The organism is Mesorhizobium sp. LNJC394B00, assembly GCF_000502555.1.
Taxonomy (GTDB): domain Bacteria; phylum Pseudomonadota; class Alphaproteobacteria; order Rhizobiales; family Rhizobiaceae; genus Mesorhizobium.
Window position 1 is genome coordinate 725,779 of the sequence record NZ_AYWH01000002.1, and the last position, 14,519, is coordinate 740,297.

Genomic DNA, 14,519 nt, shown 5'->3' on the forward strand with positions numbered 1-14,519 from the left:
GTTGGGTTGGCTGATCCACCCCCGGTGCCCATCGAGACGCTAGTCTGCTGCCTCATGCCGCCAGCGGCAGGCTGAGCTCCGTCAGCAGGCCGCCGCAGGGACGGTTGGACAGGTTGACATCGCCGCCGGCGGCACGCGCAATGTTGCGGGCAATGGTCAGGCCGAGGCCGAGACCGCCGGTCTGGCGGTTGCGCGATTGCTCCAGCCGCACGAAGGAACCGAACACCTGGTCGAGCTGCGCCTGCGGTATGCCCGGCCCCTCGTCGCGGATGACCAGCGTGACCGTGCCGTCCGACTGCCGCAGGCTGACATGGGCTTTCTTGCCGTAGGTCACGGCATTCTGGACCAGATTGTTGACGCAGCGCTTCAGCGCCACCGGTCGCGCGATGCAGATCATGCCACGCGGCCTGGCGCCGTCATGGTCGAACGTGACGTCCTCGAAACTGTCGGCGATCGATTCCACCAGCGACCAGAAATCGATCCGCTCGCTCTTCTCCTCGGTGACTTCGAAGGTGGCGAAGTCGATGACGGAGCTGGCGATGCTCTCGATGTCGGCGAGGTCGTGGGCCAGCGCCTCGCGCGCGGTCGATCTGCGCAACAGTTCGAGGCGCAGCCGCATGCGGGTCAGCGGCGTGCGCAGATCGTGGGCGAGCGCGGCGGCCAGATGTTCGCGGTCCTCGACATAGTCGCGCAGCCGGACCTGCATGGCGTTGACGGCTTTGGCCGCGGCGCGGATTTCGCGGCTGCCGGTCTCGGCGATCGGCGGGCTCTTCAGATCCGTGCCGATCCGGTTGACCGCGGTTTCCATCATCCGATAGGGCGCCGTCAGCCGGCGCAGCGACCAGATCGACATGATCACCACCAGGGCCGCGATCAGCGAATAGAGCGGCAGGCTGTCGAAGCTCAATATCGGTCCGACCGGCGTGTTGGGCTCGGTGAAATTCAGCCATTGGCCGTCGGCGAAGCGGACAGAGGCCGTCAGCTTGTCGCTTTGGGCGAAGCTGGCCGCCAGCGATAACAGGTCACGCTCCACCGCGCCCACATCCTTGGTCACGGCCACACCGCCAGGCGCGTTGGCTGCCTGGGTTGCCGGATCGCGCCGGACGCGGGCGTCGGTGATGCCGAATTTCGACAGCCGCCCCACCAGGATGTCCTCGAGTTCGGCCAGTTCGTCGTCGCCGGCGATCGACGAGGTGACCGCGGGCGTGTCCGAAACGGTGAGCGCATAGGTGGCGTTGAACAGACCGGAGGCCGTCAGCTTGCGCTGCTCCGGCGTGTCGTCATGCATCAGCTGCACCAGCGAATAGGCGCGGTCGTTAAGCCGGTAGAGATCGACCTCGTCATTGGCGACGGCACGATCGCGCGAGACGATGTAGAGCGTGGCGACCTGGCTGATCAGCAGGCCGGCAATGACGATGAGCAAAACCCAGACCGGCAGGGTTTGCGGCAGGAAACGTCTCATTCGGAGGTGGTCTCGGGCAGGAACTGGTAGCCGCCGCTGCGCACAGTCAGGATCAGTTTCGGCGTCTTGGGGTCGTCTTCCATCTTGCGCCTGAGACGGCTGACCAGGATGTCGATGCTGCGGTCGAAGGAATAGTCGCTGTCACCGCCGGAAAGCTCGATGAGCTGGTCACGGGTGAGGACGCGCTGCGCGCTTTTGACGAAGGTCTGCAACAGGTTGAACTCCGCCATCGTCAGCTCGACCCTGACGTCGCCCGGCGCCATCAGCCGGCGGCGCGAGCAGTCCATCGTCCAGCCGGCGAAATGATAGATCTGCTTGGTGGTGGCGCGCTTCGGCTCGGCAGCACCATTGCGCCTCAAAACGGCGCGGATACGGGCCAGCAGCTCGCGCGGATCGAAGGGTTTGGGCACATAGTCGTCGGCGCCCATCTCCAGGCCGACGACCCGGTCGGTGGTCTCGGTCACCGCCGTCAGCATGATGATCGGCGTCGAGTAGCTGGCGCGCAGGTCGCGGCAGAGTTCCAGCCCGCTTTTTCCCGGCAGCATCACATCAAGCACGATCAGGTCTACCTGCGTGCGGCGCAGTATGTCCTCCATCTCGATGCCGTCGGCGGCAACCGTGGTGCGCAGGCCGCGCTTCTGGAAGAATTCCTGAAGCAGATCGCGAATGCCCTTGTCGTCGTCGACGATCAGTATGTGCGCATCGGATTTCACGGCGATCCTGTCATTGCTGGCGGCCGGTCGGCGGCTGCCTTCTGAGTCTGCTTCTGTGGCGTCACCCACACGATAGAATTCTGGCCACATGTTGGCCAGCGGCGATGATCGCCCGCAAAGCCGATTTGCCAGAAACAATTCAGAAACAAAATTCTATAGTCCGGAAAAACTCCCGAAAAAAATCAAGGGCATAAAGGGTGCCGTGGCGGTCAGGACATCGGCTGCGACGCGAAGTCTCCGGAGTAACGGACATCACCAATGCACAGGTTCACGATCAGCTTGATGGGTGCGCTGCTCAGCATTCCGCTCGTCACAGCCGCGGTCGGAGCCACAACCGCAAAGGTGACGCCGATCACAAGGAGCGAGCGCTGCATCGATCTCAATCGCCAGGTAGACGAAGCCCTTGAAACCCATGCCGCGGCAACGCAGGTCACCGCGGCGAAAGCACTGCAAAGAAAGGGAAACCGGTTCTGCGCCAACAAGAAACAGGCACAGGGTATCCGGATGCTCGCGAACGCTTTGAAGCTGCTTGGAGTGACACCGATCGACCCGGTTCAGTGACACTCGAAACTCGACCCGCACAAAGAAGGAAATGAAGCCATGAAAAAGTCCATCCTCTCCGCCACCGGTCTCGCCGTCGCTCTCGCTTTCGCAATGCCGGCTCTGGGCAATGCCGCTGCCACCACGACCGCTGCTCCGGCTGCTTCCACGACCACCGCTCCGGCGACCACGACCGCCAAGCCCCCGGTGAAGAAGGTCGTCGCCAAGAAGCCCGTCAAGAAGCACAAGAAGGCGAAGAAGGTCGTCAAGACGGACGCCCCGAAGGCCTGATCCAGACAGCCAACAGGCTTGTCTGTAACAAGGCCGCTCCAGCACCCCCGGGCTGGAGCGGCCTTGTCGTGTGAGTGCATGATTACCCGTTGATGGGTGCCGGCCACCCAGATCTTTAACCCGTTTGCAATGCCGGTCCGGTAGGACAGCCCGCATGAAGAAGCGGCTTTCATCCATTCTGCGCTCGATGGCCATCGGCGGCCTTGTCGCCTCGGCAATGGTCAGGGTGCTGGTCCAGTTTACCGCCAGCCCGGTGCCCGATCCGGTGAGCGGGCGCACGGAGCCGTCGCTGTTTGCACCGGCAATCTCCAGCAGCTGGCAATACATCACACCATGGCAAAGCCTGCTGCTTACCGTGATCACCGGCGCGGCGCTGGCCTGCTTCTTCGGCTGGCTCGCGGTCGCCTGGGTCGAATACAAGGCGGCCGGATCAAGGCCGGATGCGGCATCCGGCGCACGGCAATTCCAGGCTCGTCGCGTCGCCAATCGCCAGGGCCGTTGAACCGCAGCATACACTTCCTAAATTTGTGAACGGCAGCACTTCCGGGAAGCCGGTTTGGCGCGCCGATCAAAATGGACGACGGCTTTCCCCCATGACAAAGTGAGAGCGACCCCTCGCGCGATACCGGTTCCCGATGCCTGAAATCAGTTCCAAACCCCGCACCAAGACCAAGCCGCAGACCGAGCGGCCGAAGCTCTACAAGGTCATCCTCATCAATGACGATTTTACGCCGCGCGAATTCGTGGTGACGGTGCTGAAGGGCGAGTTCAAGCTCAGCGAAGACCAGGCTAACCGGGTGATGATCACCGCGCACCGGCTCGGCGTTTGCGTCGTTGCCGTCTTCACCAGGGATGTCGCCGAGACCAAGGCGACACGGGCTACCGATGCCGGCAAGGCCAAGGGCTACCCGCTGCTGTTTACGACGGAGCCGGAGGAGTAGGTTGAGCGTCTTTCTCCCCCTATAGTGACGGGGAGAAGGGATCCTCACCTTCCTTCTCTATACCACATCGCGCCCATGGCCAGCAGCAGCAGGCAAAGGCCGAGGAAGCCGCCGAACAGGGATACGCGCGAGACGGCTTTGAGCACGCTGTCGTCGGTGCTGCGCAGGCCGATCCAGTCTGCGCCCGAGGCCGCACCGGAGGCGCGGACCGGGACGATGGAGGGCAGGGCGACACTGCCGGTGAGCTGGCCAAGGGTGGAGGAGGCCGCCAGCCGGCGCACGCTGCCGCCGGTGGCCTCAGTCGGAGCCTTCAACCGGTCCTCGGTGGAGACGACGTCGGAGAATTCCGGCGCGTTGACCGGGCCGACATGGGCGAGTGCGGTCAGGTCACCATTGCCGATCTGGTAGAGGCCGATCTCCTTGGTCTCGATGCTGCCCAGGAAAACGCCGGGTTCGGACTTCTCCAGCTTGACGATCAGCGCCTTGCCCGAAGGGGTGATCACCTGCGCCGGGCCGGGATCGTCGCTCATCGTCTGGCGGCGGATTTCAAGCATCATGCCGCGGCCGTCGGCGGTCAGCCGCTCTTCCTCGAGTTCAGGTTCCTTCATCAGCCAGTGGGCGATGCGGCGGTAAAGCTGGACATGCGGCCCGCCACCCTCGAAGCCGCGCGCCCATAGCCAGCCCTGATCGGACAGAAGCATGCCGACGCGGCCTTCGCCCTTATGATCGAGCAGAAGCAGCGGGCGGTTGTCGGCGCCCTTCATCACCACTTCGCCTTCGGGGTTCTGCACGCCGATGGTGCGGAACCAGCGGCTCCAGCGCGGCGGCTCGGTCGCCGAGCCGTCGAGGCCGCGCGTCACCGGATGGCGCTGGCCGAGATCGGTGAGGCGCGGATAGAAGGCCTTGTCGATGACTTCGCCGGTCGGCATTGCCGGCAGCGACGACATTAGCGGGGTGCGGGCGATCGAGGCGTCGCCGGCATATTCCGGCCCGGCGGCAATCAGCAGCGCGCCGCCCTTTTCGACATATTCGGAGATGTAGTCGTAATAGAGGATCGGCAGCACGTCGCGGTGCTGGTAGCGGTCGAAGATGATGAGATCGAAATCCTTGATCTTCTCGACGAACAACTCGCGGGTCGGGAAGGCGATCAGCGACAGTTCGTTGATCGGCGTGCCGTCCTGCTTTTCCGGCGGCCGCAAAATGGTGAAATGGACGAGATCGACCGAGGCGTCGGATTTCAGCAGATTGCGCCACGTGCGCTCGCCGGCATGCGGTTCGCCGGAAACCAAAAGCACGCGCAAGTTCTCGCGGATGCCGTCGATCAGCGCGATGGCGCGGTTGTTGGCGTCGGTCAGTTCGCCCGGCTCGCGGTCAATGGAGAGTTCGACGATGTTGCGGCCGGCGCCGGGGATGGTCACCTGCAGCGGCATCGCCTGGCCGATGGTCGCCTCTTCGACCGCGACCTGCTCGCCATTGACCGAGACGCGGACATCGACCGGGCCGGTTTCGCCGTCGGTGGCGATGACGCGGTAGGTCATGTCGAGCGGCTTGCCGACGAGGCCGAAGCGCGGCGCGTTCTCGAAGCGGATGCGGCGGTCCTTCTCGTGCTCGTTGCCGGTGATCAGCGCGTGCAGCGGCGCATTGAAGTCGGGGGCGGCCGGTGCGTCATGCACCTCGCCATCGGTGATCATGATGGCGCCACCGATGCGCGAGGGCGGCACGTCGCGGAAGGCGCCTTCAAGCGCTGCAAAAAGCTTGGTCTCGGTGCGCTCGTCGGCGGCTTCCGACTTGCCGGCCTCGACGACGCGGACGTCGAACTGCTTGAAGCGGCCAAGGCGCTGCTGCAAACCGGCAAGCGCTTCGTCGGTCTGTTTGGTCCGGTCGCCGATATCCTGGCTCTGGCTGCGGTCGACGATGACGGCAACGACGCTCTTCAGCGCCTCGCGCTCCTCGTCGAGGAAGACCGGATTGAGGAGTGCTGCGCCCAGCGCGATCAGCGCCGCGAAGCGGAAGATCGCGCCGCGCTGGCGAAACCACAAGCCGACAGCCGCCAGCACCAGCAGCGGTGCGAGCACCAAAGCCAGCAAGGGCCAGGACAGCAGCGGTTCGAAGGAAATCGACCAGTTCACCGTTTACCCTCCCCCTTGTGGGGAGGGTCGATCCGCGTAGCGGAGCGGGGTGGGGGTCCTCGCCGACCGTCAGCGCTCACCCCCCCCCCCCCCNCCCTCCCCCTTGTGGGGAGGGTCGATCCGCGTAGCGGAGCGGGGTGGGGGTAGGCGACAGAGCGCTAGCGCTGCACCCCCACCCCGGCTCACTGTCTTCGCTTCGCTGCGGTAGCGAGCCGACCCCCCCCACAAGGGGGAGGGTGAGGCTGCGCCGCCGGCGCCAGACAGGATCGAGACGAAATTAGCCAATGCCGCCATCCTACTGCCCCAGCCGTTCGAGCAGGATCGGCACGTGCACCTGGTCGGATTTGTAGTTGCCGGTCAGCATGTACATCATGATGTTGACGCCGGCGCGCAGCGCATAGATGCGCTGCATCGGATCCGATGGCACGGTCGGCAAAAGCGGGTCACCATTCCCGTCGACGGCCCAGGCGCCGGCAAAATCATTGGCGGTGATCAGGATCGGCGAGACGCCGTCGCCGACGCGTACCGGCCGATTCTCGGCATTGCTGGCCTCGAGCGAGGCTTCCACCCAGAGCGGGCTGCCGGAGAAGCGGCCGGGAAATTCGGGCAGGATGAAGAAGGATTTGGTCAGCACATGGTCGGCGGGCACCGGCTCCAGCGGCGGCACGTTGAGATTGCCGAGAATGTCGCGCAACCGTTCCGTCGCCGGGCTCGCCGAATCCGCACCGATGCCGTTGGCGAACTGGTCGCGCGTGTCGAACAGCACCGTGCCGCCCTGCTGCATATAGGCGTCGATGCGGGCGATCGCGGCTTGGCTCGGCATCGGCGCGGAGGGATCGATCGGCCAGTAGATCAGCGGATAGAAGGAAAGCTCGTCCTTCGAGATATCGACGCCCGCCGGCGCGCCCGGCTCGAGCGCGGTCTTCTCGATCAGGAAGCGGGTCAAGCCTTCGAGCCCTGCGCGGCTGATCGAATCGTCACCGGGCACACCGGTCAGCACATAGGCGATGCGGGTCTTGGCAATGTCCTCGATAGCGGCGGCATCGCCGGGCTTGGCGTCGTCGGCGCGGGCGAGGTCGGCATGGCCAAACAGCATGCCAAGGCCAAGCAGCAGCGCAGTTGTCGTTGCTGCGGCCGATCGGGCGCGGCGCGGTCGGCGCGACATCAGCCCGCCCATCCAGAACACCGCCAGCGTGTCGAGCAGCATAAGCACAAGTGCCGCTGTGACCAGCGATCCCTTGAGGTCGCGCGATTCATCGAAAGCGTACTGGATATTGGTCACCGGCACTGTGAATTGCGGGCGCACCAGCGGCGCGAAGGCGGTGGCCGGTTCGAGCAGATTGTGGGCGAAAACGCCGGTTTCCGAGCCGTAGAGGCCGGGCGGGTTCTCGAACGTCACCGGCAGCGAGCCGGCGCCGGGGACCAGCGGTCGTGCGTCCGGCGTCGGCGGCACCAAAGTGCCGTCGGCGGCTATCATGCGATAAGGTGCCAGCGACGTAGCAGCGGCTTCGGCGTTGGCAACCGCCGCACCCTGGTTGCGCGACAGCTGCACGATGCGCCGCAGCATCTCGACGAAGCTGCCGGAGATCGGCAGCGTCGACCATGTCGCTTCCGGGGTGATATGGAACAGCACCAGCGTGCCCTTGCCCTTCTTCAACCCGGTCACCAGCGGGGTGCCATCGGCAAGGGTTGCCCAGGTGCGCTCGACGATGTCCGGCGTCGGTTCGGCCAACACCTGCCGGCTCACCGTGACCTCGGCCGGCGGTGCGAGGTCGGCGAACGGGCCGTTCTTCGGGAATTCGGTCACCGCCTGCGGCGTCGTCCAGGAGAGCGCGCCGCCAAGCGAGCGCTCGCCGGTGCGCAGCCTGACCGGCAGAAGGTCGTCGTCATTGCCGGCGGCGGCCAGCCGCGAACCGGCAAAGCGCACCAGCGTGCCGCCATTGTCGACCCAGTCGACCAGCCGCTGATGGACCTGCGGCGGAATGGTACCGATATCGGCCATGACGATCATCGCCGGCTTCTGGTCGAGAAGCTGCGGGATGGCGTCGGCGAGATCGACGCTCGACGGTTCGACCAGATCGGCGAAAGGCTGCAGCGCGCGCCTGATGTAATAGAGCGGCGACAGAAGCGGCTGCGCCTGGTCGGCCTCGGCCTGCGATAAAAGTCCGACGCGGCGGCGCTTGGAGCTTTCGTCGAGCACGCGCACCGCACCTGCCTGGCGTTCGCCGTCGAGCGCGATCGAGGCGAAGTCGTTGCGCAGTTCGAACGGCACCGCCATCGTGCCGGTGGCGGTGGTCTCACCCGGCGCGAAGGTCAGCGTCGCGTCGGCGATGCGGCGGCCCTTGTCGTCGAAGGCGCCGGCGGTGACTTGTGCCGGCGCCGGGTCGCCGGGCGCGCGGATGGCGGTCAGGGCGAAGCCGTCGACCTCGTTCTCGGCGCCGGTGAGCCCAGTCAGCGCCAGCCGGTCGGAATCGGCCCAGACGACACGGGCGGCGTTTTTCGACAGCAGTGTGTTGAAGGCGGCCTCGTCGCCTTTTGCCGCAAGGCCGTCGGCGAGAACGGCAACGCTGGCGCCGGGCAAGGTTTCCAGCACGCCGGCGACGCGGGCATAGACAGCGGGTCGGTCGGTCGGAATCGGCCTCGGCTTGGCGGCGCGCAGCCGGTCGAGGGCAGCCGCCGCATCGAAGGGGCCGATCTCGGCGTTCGGCTTTTCGGCGGTGAAGGCGATGACGACCGGTACGCCGTTCGAACCGGCATCGGCGATCAGCCGCTGGGCGGTGGCGACGCGCTTGCCCCAGTCGGCAGCACTCGCCCAGTCATTGTCGATGACCAGCGCCAGGGCGGCGCCCTCGGCCGGCAATTTTTCGCGCGGATTGAAGACGGGTTCGGCTAATGCCGCGACGACAAGGGCTGCCATCAACAGCCGCAGCAGCGTCAGCCACCACGGGCTCTGCTGCGGCGTTTCCTCGCGCTTCAGCACGCGAGCGAGGATCTTCAGCGGCGGAAAGATTTCGGACTGCGGCTTGGGCGGTGTGAGCCTGAGCAGCCACCAGATCACCGGCAGCGCGAGCAGGCCCCACAACACCATGGGAGCGCCAAAGGAGAGCGGCAGCCAGCTCATGCGCCGGCCCTTCCCACGAATGCGCCATCGGCGGTCATCGCCATGTGGATGCGCACCAGCGCCTCGGAAGCGAGGCGGTCGGTGTGGTTGACGGTGTAGCTCCAGGCGAGGCGCTTGCACCAGCTGGCCAGCTCCTGGCGGCGGGCGGTGTAGAGCAGGCGGTATTCGTCGCCGAGCATTTCCGCGCGGCCGGCGGTCAGCTTGTCGCCGGTCTCGGGATCGGTGAATTCGGTGCGGCCGGCATAGGGAAAGGTCTCCTCCGCCGGATCGGCAACCTCGATCAGATGCGCACGCACGCCATGCCGCGCCAGCACATCGAGCCATTCCATGGTCTCCTCGACCGGGTCGAGGAAATCGCTGACGACGACGATGTCGCAGAAGCGGCGGATGGCGGACAGGTCAGGCTTTGCTGGCGGGTCGGCGGCGTGCATCAATTGCGCCGCGATGCGCTCGGCGCCGTTGCGGGCGGTGAACGGATCGGTCAGGCCGGGCCAGGCGATGCGCTCGCCGCTGCGAGATAGCAATTCGGCCATGGCCAGTGCCAGCACCAGCGCGCGCGATTCCTTGGAAACGCCGGCGCCAGTCGATTTGTAGAGCATGGAGGGCGATGGGTCGGCCCAAAGCCACACCGTGTGGGCTGCTTCCCATTCGCGGTCGCGCACATAGGTGTGGTCGTCGCGGGCCGAACGGCGCCAGTCGATGCGCGAGGAATCGCCTTCGACATAGGGGCGGAACTGCCAGAAATTCTCGCCGATGCCGCGCTTGCGGCGGCCATGCCAGCCGGCAATTACCGTATTGACGATACGGCGTGCCTCGACCAGCAGGTCCGGCACCAGCGAAGCCCGCAAGCGGCCCCTGGCGAGCGCGTCGCGCGTCGCTGCCGGTGCCTGGACTTCGCCGATACGCGCCATCAGATTCCTTTGGCCAGTTTCGCCACCACGTCGCGCACGGTCGTGCCCTCGGCGCGCGCGGCAAAGGTCAGCGCCATGCGGTGCTGCAGCACTGGTTCGGCCAGCGCGCGGATATCGTCGACCGACGGCACCAGCCGCCCGTCATAAAGCGCGCGCGCACGGGCGCACAGCGTCAGCGCCTGGCTGGCGCGCGGGCCGGGACCCCAGGCGACATGCTTGTCGGTCTCAGCATTGCCCTGGCCGGGACGCGCCGAACGCACCAGTTTGAGGATGGCGTCGACGACGCTTTCGGGCACCGGCATACGGCGGATCAGCGTCTGGATTTCCCTCAGCCGCGCCGGCTGCAGCACGTTTTGCGCCTTGGCGTCCTCGGTGCCGGTGGTCTCCAGCAGAATGCGCCGCTCGGCCTCGATTTCGGGATAAAGGATGTCGACCTGCATCAGGAAGCGGTCGAGCTGCGCTTCGGGCAGGGGATAGGTGCCTTCCTGCTCCAGCGGGTTTTGCGTCGCCAGTACATGGAAGGGTGCGGGCAGGTCGTGGCGAATGCCGGCGATGGTGACGTGATATTCCTGCATCGCCTGCAGCAGCGCCGACTGGGTGCGCGGCGAGGCGCGGTTGATCTCGTCGGCCATCAGCAATTGCGCGAAGATCGGGCCGGAGATGAAGCGGAAGGAGCGCTTGCCGGCCTCGTCCTGTTCCATCACCTCTGAGCCGAGAATGTCCGACGGCATCAGGTCGGGTGTGAACTGGATGCGGCGCGAATCGAGGCCGAGCACGACACCGAGCGTTTCGACCAGCTTGGTCTTGGCAAGGCCGGGCACGCCGACCAGCAGCGCATGGCCGCCGGCAAGCAGCGCCACCAGCGTGCGCTCGACCACCACTTCCTGGCCGAAAATGACGCGGCCGACGCCGTCGCGCACCCTGGAAATATCGGCCAGCGCCGTCTCGGCCTGGGCGATCATGTCCTTTTCGCTGATTGGGCTTTCCTTGACCATTACGCTCATGCCGCATCGATCCTTGTGCTGGAAGTACCGGCTTGCACTGTAGTGCCTTAGAATGCCGCGATTCGGCTTCGCCTGGCGCCTACGAATGAATTTAAATCACAGACTTAGGCTGACAAGCGGAACAACAGTGACTATTTCGTGACCATGACGGAACGCTCCGAACATCGCGAACACAGCCTTGCTGCCGCAACCGAGGCGCGCGGTCTCGAAGCGTTGATCTCGCGTGCGGCTCGCGCCGGCAAGGGCGCGGCGCCGGTGGAGCGCTGGAATCCCGACTTTTGCGGCGATCTCGACATGGAGATCAAACAAGACGGAACGTGGTTCTATCTCGGCACGCCGATCGGCCGCATGCCGCTGGTGCAGCTGTTTTCCAGCGTGCTGCGCAAGGACGAGGATGGCAGGACCTATCTGGTGACGCCGGTCGAACGGGTCGGCATCCGCGTCGTGGACGCGCCTTTCATCGCGGTTGAAATGGATGTTTCCGGCGCCGGCGCCGAGCAGACCATCACTTTCCGCACCAATGTCGGCGATGTCGTCGAGGCCGGACCTGGCCATCCGCTGCGCTTCGTCGACGAGAACGAGACCGGCGGCCTGAAGCCCTATGTGCTGGTGCGCGGGAGGCTGGAAGCGCTGGTGGCGCGGCCGGTGATGTACGAACTGGTCGAGCATGGCGAGGAGATCGATATCGGCGGCAAGACGATGTTTGCCGTGCGCTCGAAAGGCGAAATCTATCCGATCATGCCGGCGGAAAAACTGAAGTGGCTGAGCGCATGATGGATCAGGTGAGGCCGCCGCCGTTTTCCACAGCGGATTTTCGCGCGCGGGTCGCGGCGCAAGCTGAAGCCCATGCCGGCGACGATTATGGCGATCATCGCTTCAACCCCGGCCATCCACGGTTGACGCAGCTCAAAGCGCTGCGCGACGCCGCGGTGCTGATCCCGGTCGTCGATCATGGACGCGATGCGACCGTGCTTTTGACCAAGCGGGCGGAAAAACTGCGCAGCCATTCCGGGCAGGTGGCTTTTCCTGGCGGCACCATTGATCCCACCGATGCGACCCCGGAAGCAGCGGCCTTGCGCGAGACCTTCGAGGAGATCGGCCTCGGCCATGACCGCATCGAGATCATCGGCCGCATGCCCGATTATGTCGCCGGCAGCGGCTATCGCATCGCGCCGGTGCTGGCGATCGTCGAGCCCGGTTTTACGCTGTCGCTCAATTCCGACGAGGTCGACGCCGCCTTCGAAGTGCCGCTTTCGTTCCTGATGGATCCGGCCAACCACACCAGGGACAGCCGCATGTGGAACGACCTGGAATGGTTCTTCTACGATATGCCCTATGGCGGCCAGCGCATCTGGGGCGTCACCGCCGGCATCATCCGCACGCTCTATGAAAGGCTCTATGCTTGAGTGATCCGATATCGCTGGCGGGCAGAGCCGACTGGCTGGGTGAAAAGCATCTGCAGCGGCTGCTTGCCGTGCTGGCGCAGGGCGGCGAGGAAGCCCGCATCGCGGGCGGCGCGGTGCGCAATGCGCTGATTGGGCAGCCGGTCGCCGATATCGACGTTGCTACCACTTGCCTGCCCGAGGAAACCGTTCGCCGCGCCGAGGCGGCGGGCTTCAAGGCGGTGCCGACCGGCATCGAGCACGGCACGATCACGGTGATTGCCGGCGGCGCGCCCTATGAGGTCACCACGCTGCGCGCCGACATCGAGACCGATGGCCGCCGCGCCAAAGTGTCGTTCGGCCGCGACTGGAAGGCCGACGCCGAACGGCGCGATTTCACCATCAACGCGCTCTATGCGGAGGCTGACGGGACGGTCGTGGACCTGGTCGGCGGCGTCGGCGATATCGAGGCACGAAGGCTGCGCTTCATTGGCGATGCCGAGCAGCGGATCCGCGAAGACTATCTGCGCATCCTGCGTTTCTTCCGCTTTTTCGCCTGGTATGGCGAGGGTCGGCCCGATGCCGAGGGATTGAAGGCCTGCGCCCGGCTCAAGGACGGTCTCGCCCATCTCTCGGCCGAACGCATCTGGTCCGAGCTGAAGAAGTTGTTATCGGCCCCAGATCCGTCGCGCGCCTTGCTGTGGATGCGCCAGGCCGGCGTGCTCACCAGCGCCCTGCCGGAAAGCGAGAAATGGGGCATCGATGCCATTCATGGGCTGACCAAGACAGAGAAGGATCTGGGCTGGGCGCCGGACCCGCTGCTCAGGCTGGAGGCGATCGTGCCGCCCGATGCGGCGCGGATGAAGACACTGGCCGAGCGGCTGAAACTTTCGACCACTGAGGCGGAGCGCCTGCGCCACTGGGCGCTGACGGCTGCCGTCGAGCCCAAGACAAGCGAAGCGGAACTGGCCAAGAAACTCTATTCCGGCGAGCGCCAGGGTTTTCTCGATCGCCTGCGGCTGTCGCTGGCGTCGGCGCGAGCGCGGGCTCTCGAGGACAATGACGCGCTGGTTCAGGCCGGCGGGTTTTCGCGCCTGCTCGCTTTTGCGCTGAAATGGGAAAAACCGGTGTTCCCAGTCAAGGGCGGCGATCTGACGGCGCTTGGCGCGTCGCCGGGGCCAATACTCGGTGCGATCCTGAAAAACCTGGAAAAGGAATGGATCGGGTCCGGCTTTGCGCTCGATCGCGACGCGCTGCTGGAGCGCGCCGCGGAAGCCTTGAAGGCCAGATAGGACTGCTCAGGCCGCGTCGCGAACTTTCTCGATGCGCGAGCGGATCGCCTCGATCATCGTCTCGCGAATGACCGTTTCGCCATGTGTCTCGCGCATATGGTCGACGGCGCGGCGCATGACCTCGGCTTCCTCACCGGCACGCGTGTGCCACTCACAGCCGGGAACCAGCGAGCCGCAATGGAATTCCTTCATGGGATTTTCTCCTTTTCCTCCTTGGAGCCTGTGCCTCTCATGGGCACACGAAGCTCCGCCATCTCTGTTCCGCGCCCTGTCACAGCAGTCGGTTTCGGGGGCGCGCACGGGGGAGTTAGCATAACACGGTTCCACGAGTTTGGTTGCCGTGGGGGCGAAAAAGGCGGAGCAGCGCTGCTCCGCCCCCTCTTGCCAGGCTAAGCCAAGGCGAGAACGTTCGGTCTTGTCCCGATCACTTCTCGATCTTGACGGACTCGGCAACCTTGTTCTTGCCGCTCATGTCCCAGGAAACGCGGACCTTTTCGCCTGCCTTCAGGCCAGGATCCTTGAAGGTCTTGGGCAGCGTAAAGGTCGATCCATCGTCCAGAACGAGGCTCATGGCCGTGCCATCATAGGTCTTAACCGTGCCCGTGGTGTGCTTGACTGCGGCAAAGGCAATCGAGCCGGAAGCGAGAAGGGCAGCGGCGGTTACCGATACAATGAGCTTTCGCATGTAATACTCCTGGAAATGCGGGCATCCGTTTGGAAAATGCTCCGCCTT

At 65.2% G+C, this 14,519-nt stretch carries 15 protein-coding genes; 7 read left to right on the forward strand and 8 right to left on the reverse strand.

What is annotated here, in order from left to right; all coding sequences use genetic code 11:
• Positions 1-52 precede the first annotated feature (52 nt).
• Together X751_RS155765 and X751_RS155760 are read right to left on the reverse strand one after the other, a co-directional pair.
• Positions 53-1,462 carry an ATP-binding protein gene (locus X751_RS155765; protein WP_023686151.1) on the reverse strand — a complete coding sequence of 470 codons (1,410 nt, stop codon included), beginning with the start codon at positions 1,460-1,462 and terminating at the stop codon, positions 53-55.
• Positions 1,459-2,175, reverse strand: coding sequence for a response regulator transcription factor (locus tag X751_RS155760; RefSeq protein ID WP_023744277.1), 717 nt, complete (start codon positions 2,173-2,175; stop codon positions 1,459-1,461). Before X751_RS155760 ends, X751_RS155765 begins: the two co-directional genes overlap by 4 nt.
• 258 nt (positions 2,176-2,433) lie before the next feature.
• Here X751_RS155760 and X751_RS155755 point away from each other — a divergent pair, with 258 nt between their 5' ends.
• The 4 genes from X751_RS155755 to clpS all read left to right on the forward strand — a co-directional run bounded on the left by X751_RS155755 (position 2,434) and on the right by clpS (position 3,947).
• The gene (locus tag X751_RS155755; protein WP_023683677.1) at positions 2,434-2,736 is read left to right on the forward strand and encodes a hypothetical protein; all 303 of its coding nucleotides are present in this window, start codon (positions 2,434-2,436) and stop codon (positions 2,734-2,736) included.
• Between the two features lie 39 nt (positions 2,737-2,775).
• Complete coding sequence (locus X751_RS155750; RefSeq protein WP_023670004.1) at positions 2,776-3,006, forward strand: hypothetical protein; 231 nt, start codon at positions 2,776-2,778, stop codon at positions 3,004-3,006.
• Positions 3,007-3,160: 154 nt separating this feature from the next.
• Positions 3,161-3,508: a hypothetical protein gene (locus X751_RS155745; RefSeq protein WP_023744278.1), complete on the forward strand. Its 348-nt coding sequence runs from the start codon at positions 3,161-3,163 to the stop codon at positions 3,506-3,508.
• Between the two features lie 133 nt (positions 3,509-3,641).
• Complete coding sequence (clpS, locus tag X751_RS155740) at positions 3,642-3,947, forward strand: ATP-dependent Clp protease adapter ClpS (RefSeq protein ID WP_023705923.1); 306 nt, start codon at positions 3,642-3,644, stop codon at positions 3,945-3,947.
• Between the two features lie 44 nt (positions 3,948-3,991).
• Here clpS and X751_RS155735 read toward each other — a convergent pair whose 3' ends face one another.
• The 4 genes from X751_RS155735 to X751_RS155720 all read right to left on the reverse strand — a co-directional run bounded on the left by X751_RS155735 (position 3,992) and on the right by X751_RS155720 (position 11,112).
• Positions 3,992-6,076 carry a membrane protein gene (locus X751_RS155735; protein WP_023744279.1) on the reverse strand — a complete coding sequence of 695 codons (2,085 nt, stop codon included), beginning with the start codon at positions 6,074-6,076 and terminating at the stop codon, positions 3,992-3,994.
• Positions 6,077-6,371: 295 nt separating this feature from the next.
• The gene (locus X751_RS155730) at positions 6,372-9,197 is read right to left on the reverse strand and encodes a DUF4159 domain-containing protein (RefSeq protein WP_023744280.1); all 2,826 of its coding nucleotides are present in this window, start codon (positions 9,195-9,197) and stop codon (positions 6,372-6,374) included.
• Positions 9,194-10,108, reverse strand: a complete 915-nt coding sequence (locus X751_RS155725; protein ID WP_023744281.1) for a DUF58 domain-containing protein — start codon at positions 10,106-10,108, stop codon at positions 9,194-9,196. Before X751_RS155725 ends, X751_RS155730 begins: the two co-directional genes overlap by 4 nt.
• Positions 10,108-11,112, reverse strand: coding sequence for a MoxR family ATPase (locus X751_RS155720; protein ID WP_023744282.1), 1,005 nt, complete (start codon positions 11,110-11,112; stop codon positions 10,108-10,110). Before X751_RS155720 ends, X751_RS155725 begins: the two co-directional genes overlap by 1 nt.
• 144 nt (positions 11,113-11,256) lie before the next feature.
• Here X751_RS155720 and X751_RS155715 point away from each other — a divergent pair, with 144 nt between their 5' ends.
• Genes X751_RS155715 through X751_RS155705 form a run of 3 tightly spaced genes read left to right on the forward strand, consistent with a single transcriptional unit; the run spans position 11,257 to position 13,786 of the window.
• Entirely contained in the window at positions 11,257-11,886 is a 630-nt protein-coding gene (locus tag X751_RS155715) for a DUF1285 domain-containing protein (RefSeq protein ID WP_023744283.1), read from the forward strand.
• Complete coding sequence (locus X751_RS155710) at positions 11,886-12,518, forward strand: CoA pyrophosphatase (RefSeq protein WP_023683684.1); 633 nt, start codon at positions 11,886-11,888, stop codon at positions 12,516-12,518. Before X751_RS155715 ends, X751_RS155710 begins: the two co-directional genes overlap by 1 nt.
• On the forward strand, positions 12,515-13,786 hold the full coding sequence (locus tag X751_RS155705) for a CCA tRNA nucleotidyltransferase (RefSeq protein ID WP_031203840.1): 1,272 nt from the start codon (positions 12,515-12,517) through the stop codon (positions 13,784-13,786). Before X751_RS155710 ends, X751_RS155705 begins: the two co-directional genes overlap by 4 nt.
• A gap of 6 nt (positions 13,787-13,792) precedes the next feature.
• Here the strand turns inward: X751_RS155705 and X751_RS155700 are convergent, their stop codons facing one another.
• Positions 13,793-13,978, reverse strand: a complete 186-nt coding sequence (locus tag X751_RS155700; protein WP_023670013.1) for a DUF1059 domain-containing protein — start codon at positions 13,976-13,978, stop codon at positions 13,793-13,795.
• A gap of 232 nt (positions 13,979-14,210) precedes the next feature.
• Positions 14,211-14,471 carry a DUF1344 domain-containing protein gene (locus tag X751_RS155695; RefSeq protein ID WP_023737803.1) on the reverse strand — a complete coding sequence of 87 codons (261 nt, stop codon included), beginning with the start codon at positions 14,469-14,471 and terminating at the stop codon, positions 14,211-14,213.
• Positions 14,472-14,519 lie beyond the last annotated feature (48 nt).